Source organism: Kribbella sp. NPDC058245 (genome assembly GCF_042882005.1).
Classification (GTDB): Bacteria; Actinomycetota; Actinomycetes; order Propionibacteriales; family Kribbellaceae; genus Kribbella.
The window spans coordinates 320,766-344,608 of record NZ_JBHVWY010000004.1 but is presented as its reverse complement, the minus strand read 5'-3'; the positions used below and the strand labels follow the sequence as shown (position 1 = coordinate 344,608).

23 protein-coding genes are annotated in these 23,843 nt (G+C 66.9%); 14 read left to right on the top strand and 9 right to left on the bottom strand.

All coding sequences use genetic code 11. The annotated features are described in order from the left end of the window. Nucleotides 1-4: 4 nt before the first annotated feature. A complete protein-coding gene (locus ACFVWG_RS10930; RefSeq protein WP_391543014.1) occupies nucleotides 5-1,231 on the bottom strand; it encodes an alkaline phosphatase in 1,227 nt (408 codons plus the stop codon). A gap of 23 nt (nucleotides 1,232-1,254) precedes the next feature. Continuing rightward, nucleotides 1,255-2,217 (bottom strand): hypothetical protein, encoded by a 963-nt coding sequence (locus ACFVWG_RS10925; protein ID WP_391543013.1) that lies wholly within the window; start codon nucleotides 2,215-2,217, stop codon nucleotides 1,255-1,257. 250 nt (nucleotides 2,218-2,467) lie between these two features. On the opposite strand from ACFVWG_RS10925, the gene ACFVWG_RS10920 reads away from it, so the two are divergent. The 9 genes from ACFVWG_RS10920 to ACFVWG_RS10880 all read left to right on the top strand — a co-directional run bounded on the left by ACFVWG_RS10920 (nucleotide 2,468) and on the right by ACFVWG_RS10880 (nucleotide 10,854). Then, nucleotides 2,468-3,580 carry an ABC transporter substrate-binding protein gene (locus ACFVWG_RS10920; protein WP_391543012.1) on the top strand — a complete coding sequence of 371 codons (1,113 nt, stop codon included), beginning with the start codon at nucleotides 2,468-2,470 and terminating at the stop codon, nucleotides 3,578-3,580. Between the two features lie 62 nt (nucleotides 3,581-3,642). Continuing rightward, on the top strand, nucleotides 3,643-4,788 hold the full coding sequence (locus tag ACFVWG_RS10915; RefSeq protein WP_391543011.1) for a sensor histidine kinase: 1,146 nt from the start codon (nucleotides 3,643-3,645) through the stop codon (nucleotides 4,786-4,788). Beyond that, the gene (locus tag ACFVWG_RS10910; protein ID WP_391543010.1) at nucleotides 4,785-5,411 is read left to right on the top strand and encodes a response regulator transcription factor; all 627 of its coding nucleotides are present in this window, start codon (nucleotides 4,785-4,787) and stop codon (nucleotides 5,409-5,411) included. Before ACFVWG_RS10915 ends, ACFVWG_RS10910 begins: the two co-directional genes overlap by 4 nt. Before the next feature lie 102 nt (nucleotides 5,412-5,513). Next, on the top strand, nucleotides 5,514-6,302 hold the full coding sequence (locus ACFVWG_RS10905; RefSeq protein ID WP_391543009.1) for a maleylpyruvate isomerase family mycothiol-dependent enzyme: 789 nt from the start codon (nucleotides 5,514-5,516) through the stop codon (nucleotides 6,300-6,302). Nucleotides 6,303-6,326: 24 nt separating this feature from the next. Further along, nucleotides 6,327-7,715 (top strand): amino acid permease, encoded by a 1,389-nt coding sequence (locus ACFVWG_RS10900; protein WP_391543008.1) that lies wholly within the window; start codon nucleotides 6,327-6,329, stop codon nucleotides 7,713-7,715. A 36-nt stretch (nucleotides 7,716-7,751) separates the two neighbouring features. Beyond that, nucleotides 7,752-8,108 (top strand): YciI family protein, encoded by a 357-nt coding sequence (locus tag ACFVWG_RS10895; RefSeq protein ID WP_391543007.1) that lies wholly within the window; start codon nucleotides 7,752-7,754, stop codon nucleotides 8,106-8,108. A gap of 6 nt (nucleotides 8,109-8,114) precedes the next feature. Beyond that, on the top strand, nucleotides 8,115-9,326 hold the full coding sequence (locus ACFVWG_RS10890; RefSeq protein ID WP_391543006.1) for an RNA polymerase sigma factor: 1,212 nt from the start codon (nucleotides 8,115-8,117) through the stop codon (nucleotides 9,324-9,326). Between the two features lie 128 nt (nucleotides 9,327-9,454). Continuing rightward, nucleotides 9,455-10,228, top strand: a complete 774-nt coding sequence (locus tag ACFVWG_RS10885) for a sugar phosphate isomerase/epimerase family protein (protein ID WP_391543005.1) — start codon at nucleotides 9,455-9,457, stop codon at nucleotides 10,226-10,228. Further along, nucleotides 10,228-10,854: a CDP-alcohol phosphatidyltransferase family protein gene (locus tag ACFVWG_RS10880; RefSeq protein WP_391543004.1), complete on the top strand. Its 627-nt coding sequence runs from the start codon at nucleotides 10,228-10,230 to the stop codon at nucleotides 10,852-10,854. Before ACFVWG_RS10885 ends, ACFVWG_RS10880 begins: the two co-directional genes overlap by 1 nt. Nucleotides 10,855-10,870: 16 nt before the next feature. Here ACFVWG_RS10880 and ACFVWG_RS10875 read toward each other — a convergent pair whose 3' ends face one another. Together ACFVWG_RS10875 and ACFVWG_RS10870 are read right to left on the bottom strand one after the other, a co-directional pair. Beyond that, complete coding sequence (locus ACFVWG_RS10875) at nucleotides 10,871-11,530, bottom strand: response regulator (RefSeq protein ID WP_391543003.1); 660 nt, start codon at nucleotides 11,528-11,530, stop codon at nucleotides 10,871-10,873. Then, nucleotides 11,527-12,711 (bottom strand): sensor histidine kinase, encoded by a 1,185-nt coding sequence (locus tag ACFVWG_RS10870; RefSeq protein ID WP_391543002.1) that lies wholly within the window; start codon nucleotides 12,709-12,711, stop codon nucleotides 11,527-11,529. The genes ACFVWG_RS10875 and ACFVWG_RS10870 overlap by 4 nt, the downstream gene beginning before the upstream one ends. Before the next feature lie 42 nt (nucleotides 12,712-12,753). On the opposite strand from ACFVWG_RS10870, the gene ACFVWG_RS10865 reads away from it, so the two are divergent. Both ACFVWG_RS10865 and ACFVWG_RS10860 read left to right on the top strand, forming a co-directional pair. Continuing rightward, nucleotides 12,754-13,326, top strand: a complete 573-nt coding sequence (locus ACFVWG_RS10865; protein ID WP_391543001.1) for a DUF308 domain-containing protein — start codon at nucleotides 12,754-12,756, stop codon at nucleotides 13,324-13,326. Between the two features lie 143 nt (nucleotides 13,327-13,469). After that, nucleotides 13,470-16,205, top strand: coding sequence for a carbohydrate-binding protein (locus ACFVWG_RS10860; protein ID WP_391543000.1), 2,736 nt, complete (start codon nucleotides 13,470-13,472; stop codon nucleotides 16,203-16,205). Here ACFVWG_RS10860 and ACFVWG_RS10855 read toward each other — a convergent pair. Then, nucleotides 16,202-17,551, bottom strand: coding sequence for a ferric reductase-like transmembrane domain-containing protein (locus ACFVWG_RS10855; RefSeq protein WP_391542999.1), 1,350 nt, complete (start codon nucleotides 17,549-17,551; stop codon nucleotides 16,202-16,204). The genes ACFVWG_RS10860 and ACFVWG_RS10855 overlap by 4 nt on opposite strands. Before the next feature lie 236 nt (nucleotides 17,552-17,787). On the opposite strand from ACFVWG_RS10855, the gene ACFVWG_RS10850 reads away from it, so the two are divergent. Continuing rightward, the gene (locus ACFVWG_RS10850) at nucleotides 17,788-18,582 is read left to right on the top strand and encodes a CAP domain-containing protein (protein ID WP_391542998.1); all 795 of its coding nucleotides are present in this window, start codon (nucleotides 17,788-17,790) and stop codon (nucleotides 18,580-18,582) included. Here the strand turns inward: ACFVWG_RS10850 and ACFVWG_RS10845 are convergent, their stop codons facing one another. Further along, complete coding sequence (locus ACFVWG_RS10845; RefSeq protein WP_391542997.1) at nucleotides 18,583-19,665, bottom strand: DNA glycosylase AlkZ-like family protein; 1,083 nt, start codon at nucleotides 19,663-19,665, stop codon at nucleotides 18,583-18,585. Nucleotides 19,666-19,717: 52 nt separating this feature from the next. Continuing rightward, a complete protein-coding gene (locus ACFVWG_RS10840; protein WP_391542996.1) occupies nucleotides 19,718-19,906 on the bottom strand; it encodes a hypothetical protein in 189 nt (62 codons plus the stop codon). A 120-nt stretch (nucleotides 19,907-20,026) separates the two neighbouring features. Here ACFVWG_RS10840 and ACFVWG_RS10835 point away from each other — a divergent pair, with 120 nt between their 5' ends. Further along, entirely contained in the window at nucleotides 20,027-20,560 is a 534-nt protein-coding gene (locus ACFVWG_RS10835; RefSeq protein WP_391542995.1) for a hypothetical protein, read from the top strand. A 541-nt stretch (nucleotides 20,561-21,101) separates the two neighbouring features. Here ACFVWG_RS10835 and ACFVWG_RS10830 read toward each other — a convergent pair. Continuing rightward, complete coding sequence (locus ACFVWG_RS10830; RefSeq protein WP_391542994.1) at nucleotides 21,102-21,722, bottom strand: TetR/AcrR family transcriptional regulator; 621 nt, start codon at nucleotides 21,720-21,722, stop codon at nucleotides 21,102-21,104. A gap of 130 nt (nucleotides 21,723-21,852) precedes the next feature. Here ACFVWG_RS10830 and ACFVWG_RS10825 point away from each other — a divergent pair, with 130 nt between their 5' ends. Next, a complete protein-coding gene (locus ACFVWG_RS10825) occupies nucleotides 21,853-22,623 on the top strand; it encodes a DUF6585 family protein (protein ID WP_391542992.1) in 771 nt (256 codons plus the stop codon). Between the two features lie 10 nt (nucleotides 22,624-22,633). On the opposite strand, the gene ACFVWG_RS10820 is transcribed toward ACFVWG_RS10825, so the two are convergent. Then, nucleotides 22,634-23,683, bottom strand: coding sequence for a hypothetical protein (locus tag ACFVWG_RS10820; protein WP_391542991.1), 1,050 nt, complete (start codon nucleotides 23,681-23,683; stop codon nucleotides 22,634-22,636). Between the last annotated feature and the right edge of the window lie 160 nt (nucleotides 23,684-23,843).

Sequence of the window (23,843 nt, the reverse complement as noted above, 5' to 3'; positions counted from 1 at the left end):
CCGGTCAGAGCCGGGCGGCGGCACGCATGGCGGCGTACACCTCGGTGTTGTCCTGGACGCGGCCGAGGCGGTCCGAGCCGGGGCCGGTCGCGGTGAGCGGGGTGTCAGTGCCGCTGTGGCTGTTGGTGGTCCAGTCGACGGCGAACCGCAGTTTGGAGCCCGGGATCGGGAACGGGCCGTCCTGCCGCGGGTCGGTCTTCTCCTCGTCGGTGTCGTAGTCCTGGATGCTCAGGCCGCCGGTCTCGTGGTCGCCGTTGATGATCACCAGCGTGTCCGGATGGGTGGCGACGAAGCGCATCACCTCGGCGACGGTGGTGTCGAGCGCGCGGCCGGCGTCGATCACGCCGGGAGTGTTGTTGTCGTGCGAGAGGCCGTCGATGCCTTCCTCCTCGAGGAAGAGGAAGAAGCCGCGTGGGTTCTGGGAGAGGACGTCCAGCGCCTTGCGAGCCATCTGCTGCAGGGGCACTCGTGGCGCGTACTTGCCGACACCCTCCGGGCCGTAGTCGACCATGTCCTCGTTCGAGAACAGCCCGAGCAGCCGATTCGATCGGGTCTGCCGAAGCTCGGTGGCGTTGCGGACATACGTGTAGCCAGTGCGCTGAGCCTTCTCGACGAGGTTGCCGTAGGGGCTGCGGCTCTCCTCGCCCGGCTTGTCCGGCCACTGACCCGGATTGCCCTTCGGGAACCACCAGTCCTCGCCGCCGCCGAGCAGGACGTCGGGCCGGACGTTCTCGATGTACTGCTTGGCGATGTCACTCTGCAGGTCGCGACTCGGCACATGCGCCGCGAACGCTGCCGGCGAAGCTCCGGTCACCTGAGCCGTCGTGACCAGGCCGGTCGACTTCCCCGCCCGCTTGGCCAGCTCCAGAATCGTCTCGACCGGACGCCCCTGGGGATCCATGCCGACCACGCCGTTGCGCGTCTTGTGACCAGTCGCCAACGCAGTCGCTGCGGCCGCCGAGTCGGTCACGACCTCGTCCGGATCCACCGACGTAGTCCGCACCAGCCCGGCCACCGGCAGCTTGTTGAGCTCCAGTTCGCCGTACCGGCCCCTCAATGCCAGCCGGATCAGGTCACGCTGGCCCAGCCCCATGCCATCACCCTGGATGTAGATGATGTTCTTCGCGACGTGCGGCCGCTTGTCGTCCTGCTCCTTCGTCGTCTGAGCGACGGCAACCGCCGTACTGCCGCCAAGAACCGTCAACGCCACCGCAACAGCGAGACTTCGCATAGTGCTCTCCCAGCTAGAAATGATCAGAGGGTGCCGGCGCGAAGGGCGTGCCCGCCGTCGTTGCCGTCGTTGGCCCACACGACTTGCTTGTGGCCCGTCGTACCAGCGATCGCGAAGCCCTCGTGGTTGTAGTTGGGCAAGCCTGATGGCCGGTTGTAGGTCGCGGCGACGGTGAACTTGCCGTTCACGATCGAGAGCGTCGCGCTGCGTCCTTGGCAGGTGTTGTCGCAGATCGACCACAGGCGGCCGGTGTCCGGCTCGAACTCGAGGTCCATGATGGTCGGGAAGCCGCCGGCGAACGCGGCCACGCGGGTGAAGCTCCCGCCGGACTGGTTCAGCGCGTAGGCGTAGACCATGCCGTTGTCCTCGAGCCCGACGAAGTACAGGCCGGTGCCGTGGTTGGCGTAGGAGCTGGGGTTGTAGACGGCCTTCGTGCGCTCGTCGCGAAAGCCCTTCGCGGTGAGGAACGAATCCGGCACCCACGAGATGGCTTCCAGTCCACTGTTGCTGCCCACCTCGGGCAGGTCATCTGTGAGATCCCATTCAGCAGTGGCCTTGACAGATCTCGCCGTGGACTTCGGATCGAACCGCAGCACCTTCAGCAAGCTGGTCTCGTCGTCGTCTCCGTCCCGCTCGGTTGACACCAGTACGCCGTCCGGCGTCCGGACCACGCCTTCGGCGTCCGGGTCGCCGCTGCCGTCGCGATAGCTCAGGGCCCGGGCTCCCACCGAGTCCGGCTTCCACCTGGCGCCGTCCCGGACAAGCCGATACAGCGTGCTCGGCCCGTTCTTCACTGCCCACAACACATCTGGGCTCTCGAACGAGAGCCCACTGAGATTCTGGCCGAACACATTGGAGCCATCGGCAACAGTCACGGCAGCGCCGCCGGGCCAGGTGGTGGCCGCCTGGGCGGGGGCGGTCAGGACAGACGACAACAGCACCGCGACAACAACAGCGGACACGCTCGTACGGCGGAACAGGGACACGTCGCGCTCCTTCCGGCCAACGGGGGCGGGGCTCGGGTGAACAGCAGCGAAACAATAAGTAAACTTTCCTAACAGAAATCAGACTGTACCGATCCGGCCCGCGACCGGCAACCATCGCGGGCCGGTTCAACCGAACGGATGAACAGCAAAGAGCCGTTCGGTGTGGAAATGAACTGGTCGGTGGACGCGGGCGCCAGGCGCGGCCGGTGAGGATCTCGGGGAAGGGATTCCACCAGAGAGGACCGCGAACATGATGGACCACAAGGTTGGCCGCCGGACGATTCTCGGGGTCGGCGCCGGGCTGGGTGCTGCTGCTGTCGTCGGGTCGACGGCGCAGGCCTCGGCTGCCGGTGCGGAGGAGACGCGGTCGCTGGACGAGTTGTACCGGGCAGCGGTTGCCGAGTCCGGGAAGCTTGTCATCTATGCGGGTGGTGACAGGTCGGACCAGCAGACGGGCATGGCTGCGGCCTTCCGGGCCAGGTTCCCCGAGATCGACCTGACCGTGGTCGTTGACTACAGCAAGTTTCACGACGTACGGATCGACAACCAGTTTGCGACCGGGACGCTTGTGCCTGACGTGGCGCAATTGCAGACGCTGCAGAACTTCGACCGGTGGAAGCGCGAAGGACGCCTGCTGCGCTACAAGCCGGCCGGGTTCGGTAGCGTCCACAGCGGATTCAAGGACAGCGAGGCCGCCTGGACCGCGATCGCCGTGTACGGCTTCAGTTTCTCGTACGACGCCGACGCGGCCGGCGCGGAGGCACCCCGCTCGCCGAAGGAGCTGACCGATCCGCGCTGGCGCGGACGCATCGCATCGGCGTACCCGAATGACGACGACGCGACGCTCTACTTGTTCAAGCGGTACGCCGAGACCTACGGTTGGTCGTGGATCGCTCAGCTGGCCGAGCAGCAGCTCGCGTTCGGCCGGGGGAGTGACACGCCCGCGAGGTCGCTCGCGGCGGCACAGAAGGCGATTGGGGTCGGCGGCTCCGGCGATCCGCGCGGGACTGGCCGGGTGCGCTGGATCGTGCCGGCCAGTGACCCGTTCATGGCGTGGGGTCAGCGGGCCGCGATCTTCGCCGGGGGCCGGAACCGGACTGCCGCCAAGCTCTACCTCAACTGGCAGCTCACCAAAGAGCGGCAGCAGACCGCCTACAACGGATGGTCGGTCCGGACAGATGTTGCCCCGGGCACCGGGTTGCGGCCGATCTGGACCTACCGGAACGCGAACCTGGACGGGTTCCCGGCTTTCATGGCCGATCGCGGCGAGGTCGAGCGCTGGCGGCAGACGTTCAGCCTGTACTTCGGTGAGGTGACCGGGCCGGCGAGTCCCGGCTGGCTGGGTCTGCACCCCGGCCGCTGACGGATCGGGGTTGGTCACCGCCGATAGACTCGGCCAGCAGAATGCCTGAGGGAGGAGCTCACGTGTCCCGGAGTGCGGTGTCCCGGTTGGAGCTCGCTATGCATGGCGCGTTCGTGCTGATTGTCGCCGGGGCGTTGATCCGGCTGTTCAGTATCGACAGTCCGTTGTGCAATCGCGTGCTGGTGCTGAGTGCCCTGTTGTCCGGCGGCTATGCGCTGACGGTGTGGGGTGGGGAGCGGCTCGGTCGCTGGCAACCTGTGCTGATCGCGGCGATTGCCGTCGTCTGGTTGCTGATGGCAACGACGCTGCCCACCTCATATGCCGCGGTCTATGCGTGGCTGGCGATTCCGCTGGCCTGCCTGCTGCTGCGGGCGCTCCCGCCGAAACCCGCGATCGTTGCGGTCGGCATCCTCACGGTCCTGCTGGTGATCGCGGTGTTCCGGCAGTCCGGTTCGTTCGAGCTCTTCCTTCCGCCGGTCGCTGCCATCCTGACGACCGTCGCCCTGTACGCCGGTCAGCAGCGGGACACGAGTATCCGTCAGCAACTCATCGATGACCTCGCCGCCACCCGTGATCAGCTGGCTGTGCAGCAACACGAAGCGGGAGCGCTGGCGGAGCGAGCGCGGTTGGCCCGCGAGATCCATGACACGCTCACGCAGGAGCTGGCCGGTAGCCGGATGCTGCTGCAGGCGGCTGATCGGGACTGGGACTCGGATCCCGCGAAGGCGCGACAGCGGATGCGGGATGTGGCCGGGACGCTGGGACAGAACGTCGTACAGGCTCGGCGGATGATTGCCGATCTCACGCCGGCGGAGCTGGAAGACGGCAGTCTGCAGGCGGCGTTGACGGAGTTGTGTCGTCGGGAGGAGCGGTACGGCGCGGAGGTCGTGCTCGAGGTGAAGGGCGAGCCGCGGCCGATCGTTCCGGAACTGGAGACGGCGCTGCTGCGGACCGCGCAGGGCGCGTTGGCCAACGTCCGGGATCATGCGGCCGCCGACCGGATCCACGTCGTACTGGATTGGCGCGACACGTCCGTCCAGCTGGAGGTCCGAGACAACGGCTCTGGGCTCAACCCCGGCACTGGAGTCGATCGGGGTTATGGCTTGCCGGGCTTGCGGGAACGCCTGCGCGGCTTGGGTGGCACCTTGACCCTCAACAGCACCCCAGGCCGCGGTACGGCGCTGACTGCTGTGGTGCCGGTCGGATGAGAGTTCTGCTCGTCGACGACCACAAGGTCGTTCGTGCCGGACTGCGGGCGCTGCTCGAGGGCGAACCCGATTTCGACGTGGTCGGTGAGACCGGTGACGGCGAGGAGGCGACCAAGCTGGTCCTCGACCTGCGTCCCGATCTCGTCCTGATGGATCTGCGGCTGGAGAAGGGCGCGATCGACGGGGTCGAGGCGACTCGCCGGCTGGTCGCTGTCGCGCCGGAGGCGAAGGTCGTCGTACTGACCAGCCACGGGACGCGGACCGACATCGCGCTGGCGCTCGCGGCTGGGGCGCGTGGTTACGTCCTCAAGGCGGGTCCGCCTGATGAGCTGTTCCGCGCGCTCCGGACGGCTGGTGGAGGCGGTACCGGCATCGCCCAGGAGGCGATCGGCCTGCTCGTCAACGAGGCGATTGCGCCCACGTCCGAGCTGAGCGACCGGGAGATCGGCGTACTGCGGCTGCTGGCCAAGGGACTCAGCAATCGCGAGATCGCGCTGGAGTTGCTGCTCAGCGAGGCGACGGTGAAGACGCATCTGGTGCGCACCTACCGCAAGCTCGGGACCGCGAACCGGGCCGCCGCCGTCACCGAAGCCGTCCGCCGCGGCCTGGTGGACCCGGGCTGATTCGCGGGCTGATTCCCGGACTGATTCCCGGGCTGACGGGAATAAGCGTGGTCGGTCAGATGATTGAGGACTGAACCGATTGATTGCTTCTGGAGGCACAGCTTGAGTAACGCCGATATCGTCATCGCCGCGCTCCGTAGCGGCTACGACCGGCTCGCGGATCTGGTGAAGAAGTTCGACGACGACGCGCTGGCCGGTCCGTCGGCCGCGACGGAATGGGACATCGCGCAGGTGCTGAGCCACTTGGGGAGTGGCGCGGAGATCATGACGAACACGCTCCAGTTGGCGCTGGACGGGAAGCCGCCGGCGGAGGGCGACTTCAATCAGACTGTGTGGGCGCGGTGGAACGCGGCGTCGCGTCGCGAGCAGGCTGACGGGTTCATCGAGTGGAACGACAAGCTGGTGGCGCTGTTCGAGTCGCTGAACGACGAACAGCGGGTGGACCTCCGCTTCGAGCTGGGCTGGCTGCCCGCGCCGGTCGACGTTGCAACGATCGGCCGGATGCGGCTCAACGAACTGACGCTCCATTCGTGGGACGTGCGCAGCGCGATCGATCCGGCGGCCACGCTCGATGCCGAGGCCGTTCCCGAGTTGTTCCAGGGCGCGCTTGACCTCAGCTGGGTCAGCAAGCCGGCCGCGCTCAACGGCGAGACCGCCGTACTCGCGGTGGCGACGACCGGGCCGGCCCTGGAGTTCACGCTGCGGCTGGCCGATCCGGTCAGCCTGGACAAGGGCTCGCCCGCGCAGCCCGACGGCTCGCTGACTCTGCCCGCTGAGGCCTGGTTCCGGCTGGTTGCCGGTCGTCTCGGCCCGGACCGTACGCCGGACTCGGTCGAGCTGACCGGTCCGATCACGCTCGACACGCTACGCGGGGTCTTCGCAGGCTACTGAGCGTAGCCATTTAGAGTCGTCCGCATGGCTGGAACCGGCAACGATCTCTCCGCAGGGCTGAAGAGCCGTCACGTCACGATGGTCAGCATTGCCGGGGTGATCGGTGCCGGCCTGTTTGTCGGATCCGGTACGGCGATCAGTAAGGCGGGACCGGGCGTCCTGATCGCGTACGCGTTCGCCGGGGCGCTCGTCGTACTGGTGATGCGGATGCTCGGCGAGATGGCGGCCGCGAATCCGGATACCGGGTCGTTCTCGACGTACGCCGATCGAGCGATCGGACCGTGGGCCGGGTTCACGGTGGGCTGGCTCTACTGGTGGTTCTGGGTGCTGGTGATCCCGGTCGAGGCGACCGCGGCCGCCGGGATCTTGGAGAGCTGGACCGGTGTGCCGAAATGGGTGTGGGCGCTCGCGGTGACGTTGGCGTTGACAGTGACGAATCTGTTCAGCGTGGCGAATTACGGCGAGTTCGAGTTCTGGTTCGCACTCTTGAAAGTGGTTGCGATCATCGGCTTCATCACCGTCGGCGTGCTCGCCGTCATTGGTGTGTTCGGTGACACGCACAGCGGCGTCGCGCACTTGTGGGACACGGGCGGCTTCCTGCCGAATGGATTCGGTGCTGTGGCGGCCGCCGTGCTGGTGACGATGTTCAGCTTCATGGGCACCGAGATCGTCACGATCGCCGCGGCCGAGTCGGACCACCCCGATGAGAAGATCGGCAAGGCCACGCGGTCGGTCATCTGGCGGATCGGCATCTTCTACCTGGCATCGATCCTGCTGGTGGTCGTCATCGTCCCGTGGAACGAGCCCCGGCTGGCTGCGGACGGTTCGTACCAGGTCGCGCTGGAGGCGCTCGGCGTTCCCGGCGCCAAGGTGATCGTCGATCTCGTCGTCCTGGTTGCTGTTGCCAGCTGCCTGAACTCAGCCCTCTACACCGCTTCGCGGATGATCTTCTCGCTCGGCAAACGGCGCCAGGCACCTGCGATCGTCACCCAGACCACAAGCCGTGGGGTGCCGCGCGTCGCGGTGCTCGCGTCCACCGCCGTCGGCTTCCTCGCGGTGATCAGCAACTACCTCTTCCCCGACGACGTCTTCGGCGTCCTGCTCGCAACCTCAGGCGCGGTGGCGCTGCTCGTGTACTTCGTGATCGCGATCTCGCAGCTGCGGCTCCGCGCGAAACTGGAAGACTCCGGTACGCCGATGCCGGTGCGGATGTGGGCCTACCCTTATCTGACCTGGGCGGTCGTCATCGTCATCCCGGCCCTGCTCATCTACATGGTCACGCAGTCCGATCAGCGGCTGAACATCGGCGCGACCGCGGTGATCGCGATCGCCATCACGATCATCGGCATCATCACGACGAGAAAACGCGCGCAGGTGTCGAATCGGGTCACCACAGGATCGTCGTACGAGTAAATGGGTCAAAGAGTGACCCCGAAGCAGGGAGCTCGGATGATGAACTACATGGTGCTGATCTTCGGTGACGAGGTCGAGTGGGCGGCGATGGGTCCGGACGAGCGGGCGCGGATCGACACGGCCCACAAGGAGTTCGCGGCCAAGGCAGGCGACGCCGTACTGGCGGCCGGTGAGCTGGAGCCGTCGACGACGGCGACGAGTCTGCGGTTGGGTGCGAATGATCAGGTGACGGTCACCGATGCGCCGTTCCTGGAGGCGAAGGAGGTGCTCGGTGGGTTCTACCTGCTGCAGGCCGAGGACCTCGACCAGGTGATCGCCCTGGCCTCGGGACTGCGCGAGGTCCATGTCGGTCACAGTGGCGTGGAGATTCGCCCGCTCGTCAACCACGGCTAGCCGACGATGGACGAGGTGGCCGAGGCGCATCGGCAGGAGTGGGGCCGTGTGCTGGCGGCCACCACTCGGGTGACGCGCGATCTCGATCTGGCCGAGGAGTTCACCCAGGATGCGTTCGCGCAGGCACTGCGCACCTGGCCGGAGTCCGGCGTACCGGATCGTCCTGGTGCCTGGCTGACCACGGTCGCGCGGAACCGGGCGCTCGACTTCCTCCGCCGAGCGGCGCAGGAGCGGAAGACGTTGCCGCTCCTCATGCCTGAGGACGCGGTCCCGGGGCCGGAGCAGATTCTCGAGGACGATCTGCTCCGGCTGGTCTTTACCTGTTGCCACCCGGCGCTCGCGCGTGATGCGCAGGTGGCGCTGACATTGCGGCTGGTGTGCGGCTTGTCGACCGGCGACGTCGCGCGGGCCTTCCTCGTCCAGGAGACGACGATGGCCGCCAGGATCACGCGGGCGAAGAAGAAGATCCTGGCCGCGGGCATCCCATATCGGGTGCCGCCGCCGGATCAGCTGGTCGATCGGCTGGCCGCGGTGCTCGAGGTGCTGCACCTGATCTTCACCACCGGCCACGTCGCGCCATCCGGGCCGGACCTGGTACGACGGGATCTCGTCGACAGCGCGATCGGGCTCACCCGGAAGTTGCGCCTCCTGATGCCGGGCACGGCCGAGGTGAGCGCGCTGCTTGCCCTGTTCCTGCTGGTCGAAGCGCGATCGGCCACTCGCACGGACAGCGGCGGTCGGTTGCTGTTGCTCTCCGAACAGGACCGCTCCCAGTGGGATCGCGACCTGATCAACGAGGGCGTCGCGGCCCTGACCGACGCGCTCACCCGAGCCTCGCCATCGCGGTATGCGGTCGAGGCCGCATTGGCCGCCGTACATGCTGAGTCCGCGTCCTGGGAGGAGACCGACTGGTCGGGCATCATCGCCCTGTACGACGTCATGCGCGCCTCCTGGCCATCACCCGTGGCCGATCTGAACCGGGCCGTTGCCATCGGCATGCGTGATGGTCCCGACGCCGGCCTGGTGGCGCTCGAACCGCTTGCGGAAGAACCCGCGCTCGCGGCTTATCACTACCTCAGCGCGATTCGGGCCGACTTCCTGCGCCGGCTCGGCCGCACCGCCGAAGCGATCGCGGCCTACGAGGAAGCGCTCGCCCTGACCGACAACGAGGCCGAGCGAGCCTTCCTGCTCGCCCGGCACGCCGCCCTCCAAATCTAACGTCCGAAAACACGCCGACCAGGTGCTGCGATCCTTCGGACGTTGGGTGCCCGGTACGGCGAGGTCCGGGCGGGGCAGTATCCGGCCACGGAAGGCGTTCTGCTCCGGGGCGGCCTTAGGCTTTTGGGGTGTCCAGCGCGCTGATCGGCCTCCAGATGTGGTCCTTGCACGATCAGGCAGGGGAGGACCTGCTCGGTGTCCTGGAACGGGTTGCCGGGATAGGTTTTGCCGGGGTGGAGACCTACGACCTCTACGGCCATGCGCCGAAGGTGGTCAGGTCTCGCCTCGACGCCCTGGGGCTTGAGGTGTGCAGTTCGCACGCGCCGTTTCCGACGGGCGAGCGAGCCACCGCGATCCTCGACCAGTACGCCGAACTGGGCGCGGACACGCTCGTGTGGAGTCTGGAGCCGGAGGAGTTCAGCACGGTGGACGGGATCCGGAGTGGTGCCGATCGGATCAACGAGGCGGTGACCCACGCGACGTCGTACGGGATGCGGATCGGGTACCACAATCACTTCGCCGAGTTCCGGAACTCGTTCGGCGGGCGAACGGCGTACCAGGTCCTGCTGGACGCGCTGGACCCGGCGGTGGTGCTGGAGCTGGACGTGTACTGGGCCCAGACCGGAGGCGTCGATCCGGTCGGCCTCGCCGGGTCGCTCGGTGACCGGCTGGAGTACCTTCACCTCAAGGACGGTCCGGCGCGGGGGATGGACGATCTGCTGGTGCCTTACGGTCAGGGTGTGGTCGACATCGACGGCGTGGTTCGCGCCGGCGCGTCGGTCAACTGGAATCTCGTCGAGATCGACCGCTCGAACCACGAGACCTACTGGCTCTTGCGCGACTGCTACGACTACCTCGTCGGGCGTGGACTCGCGCGGGGCACCACTACCGAAGGCGGCTGATGAACGAGAACGCGACCAAGATCGGTCCGGCGATGGCGACCCGCGAACTGCTCGGGCTGCCGAACCGGATCACGCTCGCGCGGACGGTGGTCGCGATGGCCTTCGCGGTGGTGGCCTATCGGGTCGGTACGCCGATCTGGTTGTTCATCGCCTACCCGGTCTACTGGCTCGGTGACTCGCTCGACGGCGGCGTCGCCCGCTACCGCAAACAGGAGACGATCTCCGGCGCGGTCTTCGACGTCGTCTGCGACCGGGCGTGCGCGTTCTTCCTCGCGGGAGCGTTCCTGGCGGTCTATCCCGATGTGCTCGGCCCGCTGGCGCTGTTCCTGTTCCAGTTCGGTGTCCTGGACACGATGCTGACGCTGTCCTTCCTGCTGTGGCCCGGTTGCATCAGCCCGAACTACTTCTTCCGGATCGACAAACCGATCTACAAGTACAACTGGTCGATGCCCGCCAAGGCTCTGAACACCGGCGGCGTCGTGGTCTCGCTGGTGCTCGGCCACAACTTCGGTGTGATGTGGCTGGCCTACCTGACCGCAGGAGCGCTTGCCCTGCTCAAGATCGTGTCACTGACCCGCTTGCTCAGGATCCTCACCGGCCGCACCGCAGCGCAGCCGTCGGCCTGATTCAGGAGTTCTTGATTCAGGAGTAGAGGCCGGCGCGGAACGCGAAGGAGACGAGCTGCGCACGGTCGCGAGCGCCGACCTTGGTCATAGCCCGTACGGCGTGAGTCTTCACGGTGAGCGGGGAGAGGAACATCTGAGCCGCGATCTCCTCGTTGGCGAGTCCACCGGCGATCAGTACGACGACCTCCCGCTCTCGTGGAGTCAGGGCGCGGAACCGCTGGAGCAGCTCCTGGTCGACGACCGGAGGCGGGCTGTCAGTCATGTGGCCGATGAGGGCGGCGGTTGCGGCCGCGGAGAGCGCTCCGCCGCCGGTGACCACCTCGGTGATCCCGGCCACGAGTTCAGCCGGGCTGACGGTCTTGCTCAGGAAGCCGTTGGCGCCGGCCCGGAGGGCAGCCAGGACGATCTCGTCTTGATCGAAGGTGGTCAACACGATCACCCGCACCTCCTCGGCCGGGTGATCGGCGCGGATCCGGCGGGTCGCCTCGACTCCGTCGATGCCGGGCATCCGAATGTCCATCAGGATCAGGTCGACGGGGTTCTCGCGCAGGAATGGGATGACCTGGAGACCGTCCGAGAGGTCGGCCACCACGTCAAGGCTGGGGTCGAGCAGGAGCATGGCCCGGATACCGGCCCGCATGTCGTCCTGGTCGTCGACTATCAGTACGCGCGTCATCGGACGTCGGCTCCCGAGGGGCTGAAGTCCGCGCGAACGCGGAAGACGCCGTCCGCGGTGTCGATCGTCAGTTGGCCACCTGAGGACTCGACGCGCTCCCGCATCCCCACCAGCCCGAGTAGGCTGCCTCGGCTCTGGTGCGCGGGATCGATGCGGTTCTCGACGGTGACGCAGATCCGGCCCTCGTGCTCGCGGACCTCAACCGTTGCCGTCCCCACCCCATGTCGGTGGGCATTCGTGAGCGCTTCCTGGACGACTCGATAGACCGTCACACCGACACTGGGTTCGACGAAACCGTCGGGCAGGGCGAGCACCCGCCGTACGTCGAGACCGATGCTGCCGAACGAGGCGATCAGCCCGTCGAGACCGCTGAGCGACGGCGTTGGCCGCAGGGCTTCGCCGTCGGAGACGTCGTCGCCGCGACGGATCAGCGCGAGGATCCGCTGCGTCTCCATGACGACCGTCCGAGCGTTGGCTCTGGCCGCATCGAGGGCTTGGCGGGACGACTCGGCGCCTTGCGGTAGCCCGATCTCCGCGACCCCGAGATGCACGCTCAGCATCGCGACCTGATGTCCCATCACGTCGTGGAGGTCGCGGGCGATGCGGAGTCGTTCTTCGGAGACGCGCCGAGTGGCCTCGCTTTCGGCCCGTTCCTCCAGGGTCCACCAGTGATCGCGGTAGATGCGGAGCGCCGTACCGGTTGCTCCGCCGGACACGGCCGAGAAGAGCGCGGCGACTCCCGCGACCGGCCCGCCGCGAAACCCGCCGACCGTCATATAGGCGCCGAGGAAGGACGCCGCGACGACGGCGGTGGCGATCACCGGCTGTTTGCCTCGGAAGGTGACCGAGATCAGCACAAGCACCGCCACCATCCACAGCGAGAGCGGGTCGTTGCCCACTGCCGTGACGGCGAACGAGGTCGCGCTGGTCACGATCAGCCCGGCCCACGGCTGCCACCAAGACAAGGCAACGCCCACGCCTGCGAGGACCACGGACAACGCGGTCGGCCAGTCCGGCCCCCGCAGTACCAGCGCGACGAGCTGACCGGCGAAGACGAGCCCGGCCACGGCGTACGCGGCGTAGTTCACCAGCTGCGGACGACGGATCCACAGGGGTGCGTCGTTCTCGCGCTGCGCCATGCCTTGATTCTGCGCCATCCCCGGTGCGGCGAAGTACTTCATCCGTAGTACACGGCGTGGCTCCGGAGCGCGAACACTGGCTGCATGACACAGACCGCCGTACCTTCGACCACCACATCGCACTCCGGACTCCGCACCGTCTACCTGATTCGGGCCGGCTTCTCGTTGCTCTGGGCAACGCTCGTCTTCACGACCACCAGCTCGCTCGTCTCGACCGACAAGCTGACTTTGATCGCGGCCGTCCTGCTCACGATCTACCCACTGTGGGACGCCGTCGCCACCCTGCTCGAGCGCAGCCCCAACCGGGTCGCCACCATCAACGTCTCGCTCGGCCTCGTCGCGACCGTCGCGATGCTCGCCGCTACCTTCTCCACCGTCGGCAAGGCCCTGCTCGTCTTCGGTGTCTGGGCTCTGCTCTCCGGCGCGATCCAGCTCACGGTCGCCGTACGACGTCGCCGTACCGTCGGGTCCCAGTGGCCGATGATCATCAGCGGCGGCCTTTCCGTCCTCGCCGGCGCCTCGTTCGCTGCGATGTCGGCCGCGCCCACCAGCGGACTGTCCACTATTGCGGGCTACTCGCTGTTCGGCGCGTTCTGGTTCCTGGTCTCGGTCATCTTCCTGACCATCCGCGCTCGCAAGACCGGCTCTGGTTCTTGACGCCCGGGTGACATTGGCGTTTCATCTTCCCACGGTGTCCATGCAAGTTTTGAACAGTTCTTCGAAACTTTCGGACATTGAGGCCGCTGTAGTCGCCCGCCGGGACAGCCCACTCCTGGCCTGCACGGTCTAGAGAGGAAGCTATGCCCTCCAATCCGCTCCGTCGGCTGGTCGTCGCTGCGTGCGTCGCTGCCCTACCCATCACGGCTGTGCTGGTCACGCCGGCTGCCGCGAGTGCCACCGCGGTTGCCGGTGCGACGGTACCGTTCACCTCTTACGAGGCCGAGGCCGGTTCGCTCGGCGGTGGCGCGACGTCGGTTTCTCTGACGGCCGCGCCGACGACGCAGTACTCGAGTGCTTCGCTGGAAGCCTCCGGGCATGCCTACGCTCACCTCGCGGGCACCGGCCAGAGCGTGCAGTGGACCAACAACACCGGCGGCCCGATCAGCGCGATCACCGTCCGGGTGAGCATCCCCGACAACAGCAGCGGTACTGGCCAGACCAGCACGCTGAACCTGTACGTCGACGGCGGTCTGCGCCAGGCGGTCAACGTCAACTCGAAGCAGACCTGGCTGTATGAGGGCAACAACAACTACAACGGCAACAGTCAGAATCCCGCGGACGGCAGCCCGCGGGTGTTCTTCGACGAGACCCGCACCTTCGTCACCGGTACGCCGATCGCCGCGGGCGGCACGTTCATGCTGCGCAAGGACGCCGCCAACTCAGCTGCCTTCTACGACGTTGATGTCATCGATGTGGAGAGCGCCCCGGCGGCTCTTGCCCAACCCGCCAACTCGATCTCCATCACTGACTGCGGCGCGGTCGCCGACAACACGCCGACCAACGGTGCGGCCGACCCGGCGTCGGTCGACAGCCGAGCAGCGATCCAGAACTGCATCAACCAGGCGCAGTCTCAGGGGCGGGTCCTGTGGATCCCGGCCGGCACCTTCTACGTGAAGGGCACGCAAGGCCTGCAGGCGCAGGGGATCACGATCGCGGGCGCAGGTTCGTGGTACAGCACGATCTACCGCGACGTACCGCTGCCGAACAGCACTCCGCTGCCCGCGCTGTGGGGCCTGACCTCGACCTCGATCCGGAACCTGCACGTCGACACCAACGCGACCAGCCGGGCAACGGTCGACGGCGCGGGCGGCTCGATGGACGTCACCGGTACGAACTGGGTGGCCGAGGGGATCTGGACCCAGCACACGCTCTCCGGCTTCTGGGCCTCCGGTACCGGCGGCACGATCCGGAACAACCGCCTGACCACGATCTGGGCCGACGGTGCCAACATCAACAACGTGTCGATGGGCAACTCCGTCGGCAACAACCTGACCATCACGAACAACTTCGTCCGCGGCACTGGTGATGACGCGCTGGCGATCAACTCGGTCAACTACAACGACATCGACGGCACTCGCGTCTACTACACCCCGATGGCGAACGCCGTCGTCACGAACAACACCTCGATCGCACCCTGGGGTGGCAAGGGCGTCGGCATCTACGGCGGCAGCGGTCACCGCGTCGAGAACAACTACGTCTCCGACACTGCCCGCTACATCGGCCTGGGCGCCGGACGATTCGGCGTCAACGGCAACGATCTGTCGTCGACCACGGTCAGCGGCAACACCGTCGTACGGTCGGGTGGAAATGCTTACAGCCAAGGGCAACCGGCGTTCCACATCGGCAACGGCGGCGACGGACAGAACGTCGGCGTGGTCGACCACGTGACTGCTACGGGCAACACCATCATCAATTCCCTGTACGACGGGATTGGGTTCTCGACGTCGACCAACACCCTGCTCCAGAACAACACCGTCACCTCGCCCGGGCGGAACGGCATCGTGATTTCACCGCCGTTCTACCCGGCTCCCTCCGGTTCCGCGACGATCACGGGTAACACGGTCACCGGTGGCGGATCGCCGTACATCAATGGCTCGAGTGGGTTCACGGCGACGCTGAGCGGCAACAGTTGGCAGACCGGCACTCCTCCGCAGGAGGGCCCGTACGGCGGTACGGCGGCCGCGGTGCCCGGCGTCGTACAGGCGGAGAACTACAACACGGGGGGACAGGGCGTCGCGTACAACGTGAGCTCGATCAACGGCAACGCGAACAACTATCGGGCTGATGGTGTTGACCTGGAGGCGACGTCGGATACGGGCGGCGGCTACAACCTGGGCTGGACTACTGGCGGGCAATGGTTCCACTACACCGTCAACGTCGCGACCGCTGGTACCTACAGCGTGGGGATCCGCGTCGCGGCGCCGGCCGCGGTGACCAATGCGCTCCATGTGGCCAATGCATCCGGCACCAACCTGAGCGGGAACGTCAGCCTGCCGTCGACCGGCGGTTGGCAGACCTGGGGAACCGTCACCGCTCAGGTCACTCTGCCTGCCGGGGTTCAGACTCTGACGGTCTACCAGGACAACGGCGGCTGGAACTTCAACAGTCTGCAGTTCAGTAGTGGTTCAACCGCGCCGGCGAACCTGGCGGCCGGTAAGCCCACCAGCGAGTCCTCGCACAACCAGTCCTTCGGGTCAGGCAACGTGACCGACGGGAACCAGGCGTCGTACTGGGAGAGCGCGAACAACGTGTTCCCGCAGTGGGCGCAGGTCGATCTCGGCTCCGCCCAGTCCGTGAGCCGGGTCGTGCTGCAACTGCCTGCTTCGTGGGGAGCCCGCGACCAAACCTTGTCTCTGCTGGGATCCACGGATGGAAACACCTTCACCACCGTGAAGGCTGCCGCCACCTATACCTTCTCGCCGACCGCGACGATGACCTTCCCAGCCTCGAGCCAGCGGTATTGGCGAGTGAACATCACCGCGAATACCGGTTGGCCGGCTGGACAGCTTTCCGAACTACAACTGTGGACTTCCTAGGCTGCGCCGAATCGTTCGGTATGGATGCGGCGCAACGGAATGCCGCGCGCTGCCAGCGCGTGGCTGACGGTGTGGACCATCGGGTCGGGTCCGCAGATGAAGTAGTTGAGCCGGGACGGGTTGCGCGGCAGATAACGCGTGAGCACTCTGCCGCTGATCCGGCCCGTCTCACCCATCCACTCGGGTCCCGGTTTGCTGAGCACCTCGACGACCTGAAGGTTGAGGCGCTGCCGGACCTCGTCGATCTCGGGTCGCAGCATCAGTTCCTCAATCGTCCGGGCGGCCACGATCAGCCAGTGCCGGCGCTGGTCGCGGCGATCGGCCAAGGTGCGCAACATGCTGATGAGTGGGGTGATGCCGACGCCGGCCGCGATCATCATGAACCCGGCCGAGCCGTCGAGCCCCTCGATCGTGAACCCGCCGTACGGGCCGTCCAGATACACGCGGCGGCCGGGCCGCAGCGCGCTGAGTAGCTCGGTGAAATCGCCGAGTGCCTTGATGGTGAACTGTTTGACGCCTGGCCGGTCGGCGTTCGAGGAGATGCTGAAGGGATGCTCCTCGAACACGAACGCCGACGTACCGAACTTGAGCCACGCGAACTGCCCGGCGTTGAACGGTACGCCGCCGTGCCGGTCCGCCGCGATCGTCAACGTGACCCCGTCGCCCGGCTCACGCCGTACATCCTGAAGTAGGTAGGAGCGCCGGCGTGCGCGCAGCGGCAACCACAGCCAACGCCGTACGGAGAGAGTCGCGACCAGCACGCCGGTTCCGAAGAACCAGATGGCCAGCAACGGCTTCGTCATCAGGTGCCGCAGCCACCACACGTGCAGCCAGGCAGTCACCAGTACGACGCCCGCCAGCAGGTTGTGGACCATCCGCCAGCCCTCGTACCGGGGCCGGCGACGGGATCGCGTGATCGCGAGGACGACCATCAGGATCAGCGCCACCGTCGAACAGGTTGCCGCGCGCGCCGCCGCGGTCGTGTGCAGCAGGTTGAAGATCCGCAGGCCCCGAGGGTCTTCGATCAGGACCGCGACCACGTGCAACAGCACCAGGACTACGGCTGCCTTCGCGATCCCGCGATGGATCTTGAGGATCGTCTCGATCCCGAAGGCCGCGATCAGCGGGGACACCCTGGCCGGCAGAATCACCGCGACCACCAAGGCCGAGAAGGCCACCAGACCGAGGCCCAGGGCAACCACTTCGCCGAGCTTCATCGTCCGCGGGCCGTACGACAGCCAGGTGAGCACCAGGGGGACCAGCAGTGCTTCGAGATACAGGGCGAACCAGCCGATCCGCGCTGCCGTTCCGTGGACATGAGTGGTGACAGGTACTCGCTGAATCATCTCGCTTCCCATCACGATTTTCCGGCCTGTGCTGGGAAAACTACGGGCAGCGACGGCCCTGGTGAAACAGCGGGTGCCGGACCCTTTCCGTAGTTTTACATTCAATTGCTTCAGGCAACTAAGTTATCTCTCCGTTCGGAGAATCTCCGAATGGAGAGGGAAATCTTCAATGATGGTAAAGACCTGGAGAAAGGCTGTAACGCCAACCCAGGAGGTCGATTAGCTTCCGTGGAGTGATGGATTCTGAGGAGGAGCCCAGTCCGGTACGCCGCAAGCGCGTCGCCACTGCTCCGCTGATCGGGGCCTTGGTGGTGATCGGGCTGGTGGTGGTCGGTGCCTGGTCGGTAGCTCGCGGCCCGCACGAATCGACCGCGATCCGGCAGCGCGTCCCGCTGACCGGCAAGGTGACAGCTCAGCCGGTCGTGCTGAGGTCCACCCCTACGCCATCCAGCACCCCGGATGCGTCGCCGACGCGAAAGACCTTGAAGCCGGTGTCCCGGACGCCGACTGTCGCGCCTCGGCCGACCGGCAAGCCGCCGCAGCCGACCCACCCGCCGACGCTCCCCACTCCGCCCACTCCGCCTCCGCCTCCGCCGCCTCCGCCTCCGCCGACGACCGGGCCGCCGACGCCGAGTGGTCCGGCTGAAGCCCGGGAGATCCTGCAGTTGACGAATACCGAGCGGGCCAAGGCCGGCTGCGGACCGCTGCAACTGAATGGCGCGCTCAATCGCGCAGCCCAAGGCCATGCGAACGACATGGTCGAGAACCACTACTTCGCTCACAACAGCGAGGACGGCCGCACCCCGGCCGACCGGATGCGAGCAGCAGGGTTCGCGGGCGGTTCAACCGCGGAGAACCTGGCCACGGGCTCCCGCGACCCGGCAGCCGTGGTGAATGCCTGGATGAACAGCGACACCGACCGCAGCAACCTCTTGAACTGCTCGTTCACCATGCTCGGCGTCGGCTACGACAGTGGACGCATCAAATCCAAGTGGGGTCACGGAACCTGGGTGCAGGATCTCGGCCGCTGATCACTGCTGAATATCGGCCAGGCCGATCCATTCGGCGAGGCTCTCCAGTTCGGCTTGGACGGCCTTGCTGGTCTTGCGGGTGAAGGCGATGTCCTCGTGGATTGCATTCACCCGCAGGACCGAGGCCTTCCGGTCGGCGATCGCGTCGAGCTTGCCGACGAGTTGGTCGCCGGACAGGATCGGGAGCGCGAAGTAGCCCCACCGCCGTTTGGCGGCCGGCTTGTACATCTCCAGCGTGTACTCGAAGTCGAAGAGCTCCTCGGCCCGGGGCCGGTTGTGGATCAAGCGGTCGAAGGGCGACAGGAACGCCGTACGGGGTGTGAAGTCGTCGGCTTCGAGCGCGGCGGGATCCACGCGCCACTCGCCCTTGGTGTCCTCGACCTCGACCGGCTCACCGACGTCACCGACGATCCACGGCTCGACCGGGACCTCGGTGCCTTTCGCGCGGGCGATTCCGAGTGATCGCAGGCGGCGCTCGTTCTTGAGGCGAGTCGCCTCCTCGACGCTGGGGATGACGAGGCCCGTCGGATAGACCCGCTCGGCCAGGTCCCACTTGCGTTCACGGCCGACCCGCCCGGCGATGGCGACCTCGCCGCGGGCGATCAGGCAGTCCAGCATCTTGGCGACGTTGCGCGCGTTGCTCCAGCCAGTGGACGCCCACGGCTCGGTCGACGTGTCCGGGATGTCGCGCGAGGTCAGCGGTCCGCGTTCGCCCAGTACGTCGAGGATGTCGCGCCGGAAGCCGTCGTTCTTCCGCATCCACTCGCGGGCCTTCTCCCACGTCGGCTGCTCCGCCGCGCCGGCCAGGTACAACGCGACATCGCTCGTCGGGCGTATCAGCGCGTTGTACTCGAAAAGCGTCCGCTCCTCCTCCACCGCCTGCCGCAACGAAGCCGGCTGGTACGACGCACCCAACCGGCTCCACGCCACCAGATCCGCACTGGGAGCGATCGCCGCCGTCGGATCGATCTGCAGCAAGGTCAAGTCGTGAACCATCGTCACCAGCTCAGTCGGCCGATCAGCCGTCAGCAACTGAGCCCGTACGGCGATCCGCCGCGCCTGCTGCCTCGTCAGTCGAAGCACTACCGCTCCCGTCTACCGATGGTCTCCCACGGTAGCGGCTAGCTGGATCGGCTCAGCACCACACCGTGATCCTCGTGACCAGATTCTTGGTGTCGAGCGGGCGAAGGGAGTGCGCGTTCACGTAGTCCCAGCGCCCGTCCTGGTAGTACACCGTGAACGGGTTCCCGTCGGCCCCCTTGCCGTCCCAGATCTTCGGCTGGAGCTCCGCCGCCGCCGAGCCCGAATCCGATCGCGCACCCACGTCGTCGTACCGGTGTCGTCGTACCGGCGCACGTTGTGTCGCCGGCGAGTAACCCTTCGAGCGGTCACAATGGATCGAGCGGCAGGCGGCTGGTCTGCGCGGACGCCTGGGGGGCGACGAATGCGTACGCGAATTCTTGTGGGTGTGCTGGTGAGCGCGCTGCTCGCAACGGCCGGCTGGTTCTTCGGCGTACGGCATGGTGACGGTCCGCTGGGGGAGAGCGCCCTCGGCGACGAGCTCTGCTTCCCGGTCGGCACCTCTGAGACCGCAACCGTTGCCTTGACGGCGCCGCTGCGGAACGGCAGTTCAGGGGCGGTCCGGATCACCGACGTCTCGCTGATCGACCCCTCCGGCGTCGAGTACGCCGGTGCGCTCCTCCTTCCCGACGCCCAAAAGAACTCCGCGACCAGCAAGTCCGGCTGGAGCTTCGGCGACGGCCCTTTCGACATCAGCCCCGACCGCCCCAGGTTCGCGGTGGATGGCGACCTCGCTGCGAAGTCCCCGGTCACCTGGTTGGTCATCCAGGTCCGCCGCCCCGACATCTACGCCGAGGGCCACCTGACCGGCATCCGCATCGAGTACTACGCCGGCCTCCGCCGCTACGCCTTGGAGACCGGTCCCGAACACACCCTCCGCCCCGGCAGATGCTCCTAACCACCCCTAACGTCCGAACAACCCGCACACGTGGTCGGCGAGTTTTCGGACGTTAGCGGCGTTGGCTGCGGTCGGGTCCGCTGATGTGGAGGCGCAAGTGGCACAGCCGCCTGCGGTGGGCAACCCACCATCTCGTGGGCGGGCCCATCAAACGTAGGCGCTGGGTAGCGTCCGGCGGCGCTGCACCTTGTGCACCCCTCAACCACTGCGGCGCCCCGCGAATGGTCGAACCGTGCTCAAGGTGGCGAGGCACGCCCACTTTGTGCACGGTTCAGTCATTGGTGGGGGCCTGGAACGGTTGATCGGTGCTCAAAGTGATTGGGATCGGCCGACCGCCACCTTGTGCACCCCTCAACCACTGCGGGGCCCCGCGAATGGTCGAACCGTGCTCAAGGTGGCGAGGCACGCCTACTTTGTGCACGGTTCAGTCATTGGCGAGGGTCTGGAACGGTTGATCCGTGCTCAAGGTGAGTGGGACTGCCCATCACTACCTTGAGCACCCGTCAGCTATGGGGAGGGTCCGCGGGTGGTTGAGGGGTGCTCAAGGTCGGTCGACGGCGTCCGGCAGGCCGAGTGCGGTGCGCAGGGTGTTGGCCCACCAGGTCCGCTGCGGGCCCGGTCGCTTCGCCGCTGCTTCGCTGACGCCCGCGCTGCGCCGGAAGGCGGCGCCGTAGGTGGAGTCGAGCGCGAGTGCCTGGTGGAGGGCGGCCACGGCCAGGCGGGTGTCGCTCAACGGTCCTGGGCGTCCGGTCCGGGTCCGGGTCGCGTGCAGGATCTGGACGACCGGCTCGAGGAATCCCACGCCGGTGTCTTCCCAGCCCGCGGCGTGCAGTGCGACGGCGAGCTCGGCGTACCCCTGGTCGTAGACGCGGCCGATGGTCCGGATCAGGGTGTCGATGTCCGACTCGCTGTCCGCCCAGGTGGCGACCGCCTGCTCGACCGCCTCGCGGATCCGGCGACCGCCGTACCGGAGGAGGGAGATGAGGAGATCCTGGCGGCTGCCGAAGTGGTGGGCGACCCCCGCGTCGGTCATGCCGATCCGCTTGGCGACGGCGCGGACGCTGACGGCGTCGAGGCCGCCCTCGACGAGGAGCTCCTCTGCTGCTTGCAGGATCGCCCGCCGGGACTCCTCGGGTGCTCTGCGAATACGAGTGGCCGCCATAGCTCACGGAGTCTAGTTGCTGGGTCCCGGCCGGCCGCGCATATCCGGGCCCATGCCGCTACCTTGTATGCTCAAGGTAAGAGCTGCTACCTTCTCTGCTCAAGGTAAGCCTAAGGGAACGAGGACCCCTTTGTCCGATCAGATCAGCGCGGCGGTCGCCCAGGCGCGGCTCGGCGAGCACCAAGCCACCCACCAGCCGAGAGAGCACACTTCGGGATTTGTGGTCTCCAGCCTGATGGCTGTTCTCTTCGGCGTCTTCGGCTTCGGTTCGCTGTTCGCCGGCGGTCCCGCGTACCTGTCGATCATCTTTACGCCGGTGTCGATCGCGGCGGCGTGGTGGGCCGTCAAGATGGGCCGCAAGGCTGCCAACAAGGGCAAAGTGCAGCTCGACCTGTTCGAGCACGGGATGACCTTCATCGACCACCGCGGCAAGTTGTCGGCCTTCCGCTGGGACTCGATGCAGGTCAAGCAGACGATCCTCAAGCAGAAGGCGGACTTCGGCATGGTCAGCTCGACCAGCTTCTCCTACAAGGTGTACGGCGACGACGGCGCCGAGGCCATGATCGAGGGCTCGCATGAGGGGAACGCCGCCGTGGATGCCTGGGGCCCTGCCATCCAGCAAGCCGTGACAAAGGCGCAGCTGCCCCGCCTCCTGGCGCTGTTCCGGCAGGGTGAGACGTTGCGGTTCGGCACGCTCACCCTGCGATGGGACTCGCTCGCCGCGAAGGACAAGGTCTGGGCCTGGGACCAGCTCGAGGGCGCCTGGGCTGCGAACGGCTCGATCTACCTCCGGGAGCACGGCGCCCGGCGGAATCACATGCTCTCGGAGATCAGCCGGATCCCCAATTTCTACATCTTCTCCACCTTGCTGGACCTTCGCCTCGACGCGGAGAGGGAGTGAATTCCGACGGTCAGGTGCCCTTGATGTAGAAGGTCTTGGAGTTGCCGACCGGATAGTTGCGGCAGTTCCAGAACCAAGCGCGGTAAGGGATCGAGCCCTTGTACGCCGGTTGCGCGTCGAGGGTGAACCGGCCACTCGACCGGACGGTAGACCTTCCGACGGTGCGCCACTGCGAAGCGCCGTACAGACGCTGGAGCAGGACTTCACAGCCAACCGGCGGGCCGGCGACCGTGCCGTTGACAGGGACGATCGTGCCGACCGGTGCGCTGGCGCGGGCCGGGGTTGCCGAGATGATGGTTGCCCGCGGGGCGAGCATGTCGAGGCCGCCGAGCGGAGCCTCGGTGCCGGGCACCAGCAGGCAGTTCGGGGAGTCGGCCGCGGTGGAGGGGTAGGAGCGGGTGACGTAGCCGGCCGTGTCGGTCAACACGGTCGGCACCTGGTCGACGCGGCCCGAGCAGCCGGCACCGTTGCCTAGTGCAACCTTCAGACGCGTGCCGTAGGCCTTGCCGGTGGCCGAGTTGATGACCGACCAGCGGACCGAGTACGGCTTGCCGGCCGGTACCGGGTTCGGCGTCACCTTGGCGGAGAAATGCGGGATGTTCCGCCCGGAGACACGCAGCAGCGGGATCGACTCCGGAGGTTGCGCCGGGTTGGTGGTGTCACCGCTCGCCGGATCGAACCGGCCGACCTGGATGCCATCGGTGTAGTACGCGCCGTTCGCCGACGAAGACACGTTCACCGGGCCGCGCCAGGTGCCGTTGGCGGGTGTGCCCGAGATGAGCTTCAACGGGGTGGAGTACAGGCTCTGCGACGGTCCCGGGCCGGTCCCACTCAGCTGGAAGATCACGTAGAGCGTCGGCGCCGCGGCAGTGCCGGTGTAACTCGCCTTGACCGTCAGCGTGACCGGGACAGTGTTCAGCCCGGCGACCGCGACCAGGGTCTTGTCCATGGTCATCTCGGTGACGGTCAGATCAGCGTTCGGCGCCGCCTGCGCCGCGGGCATTCCGATCAGCGCCGTACCGACGAGAGGTACGGCCGCCACCAGGGATCGAATCATCATGGCCTCAGCATGGCACTTTGCCTCAGGCATCTATCGGACCGCGGGCCCAACTGGCAGCTTCCGGCCATCGGGCGGCCGGCCTACAGTTCCGGATCGCGGCCGTCAAGGAACATTCTGCTTGTTTTCCGGTTGTGGCAATTGCAGGTTATTACACTGCCGG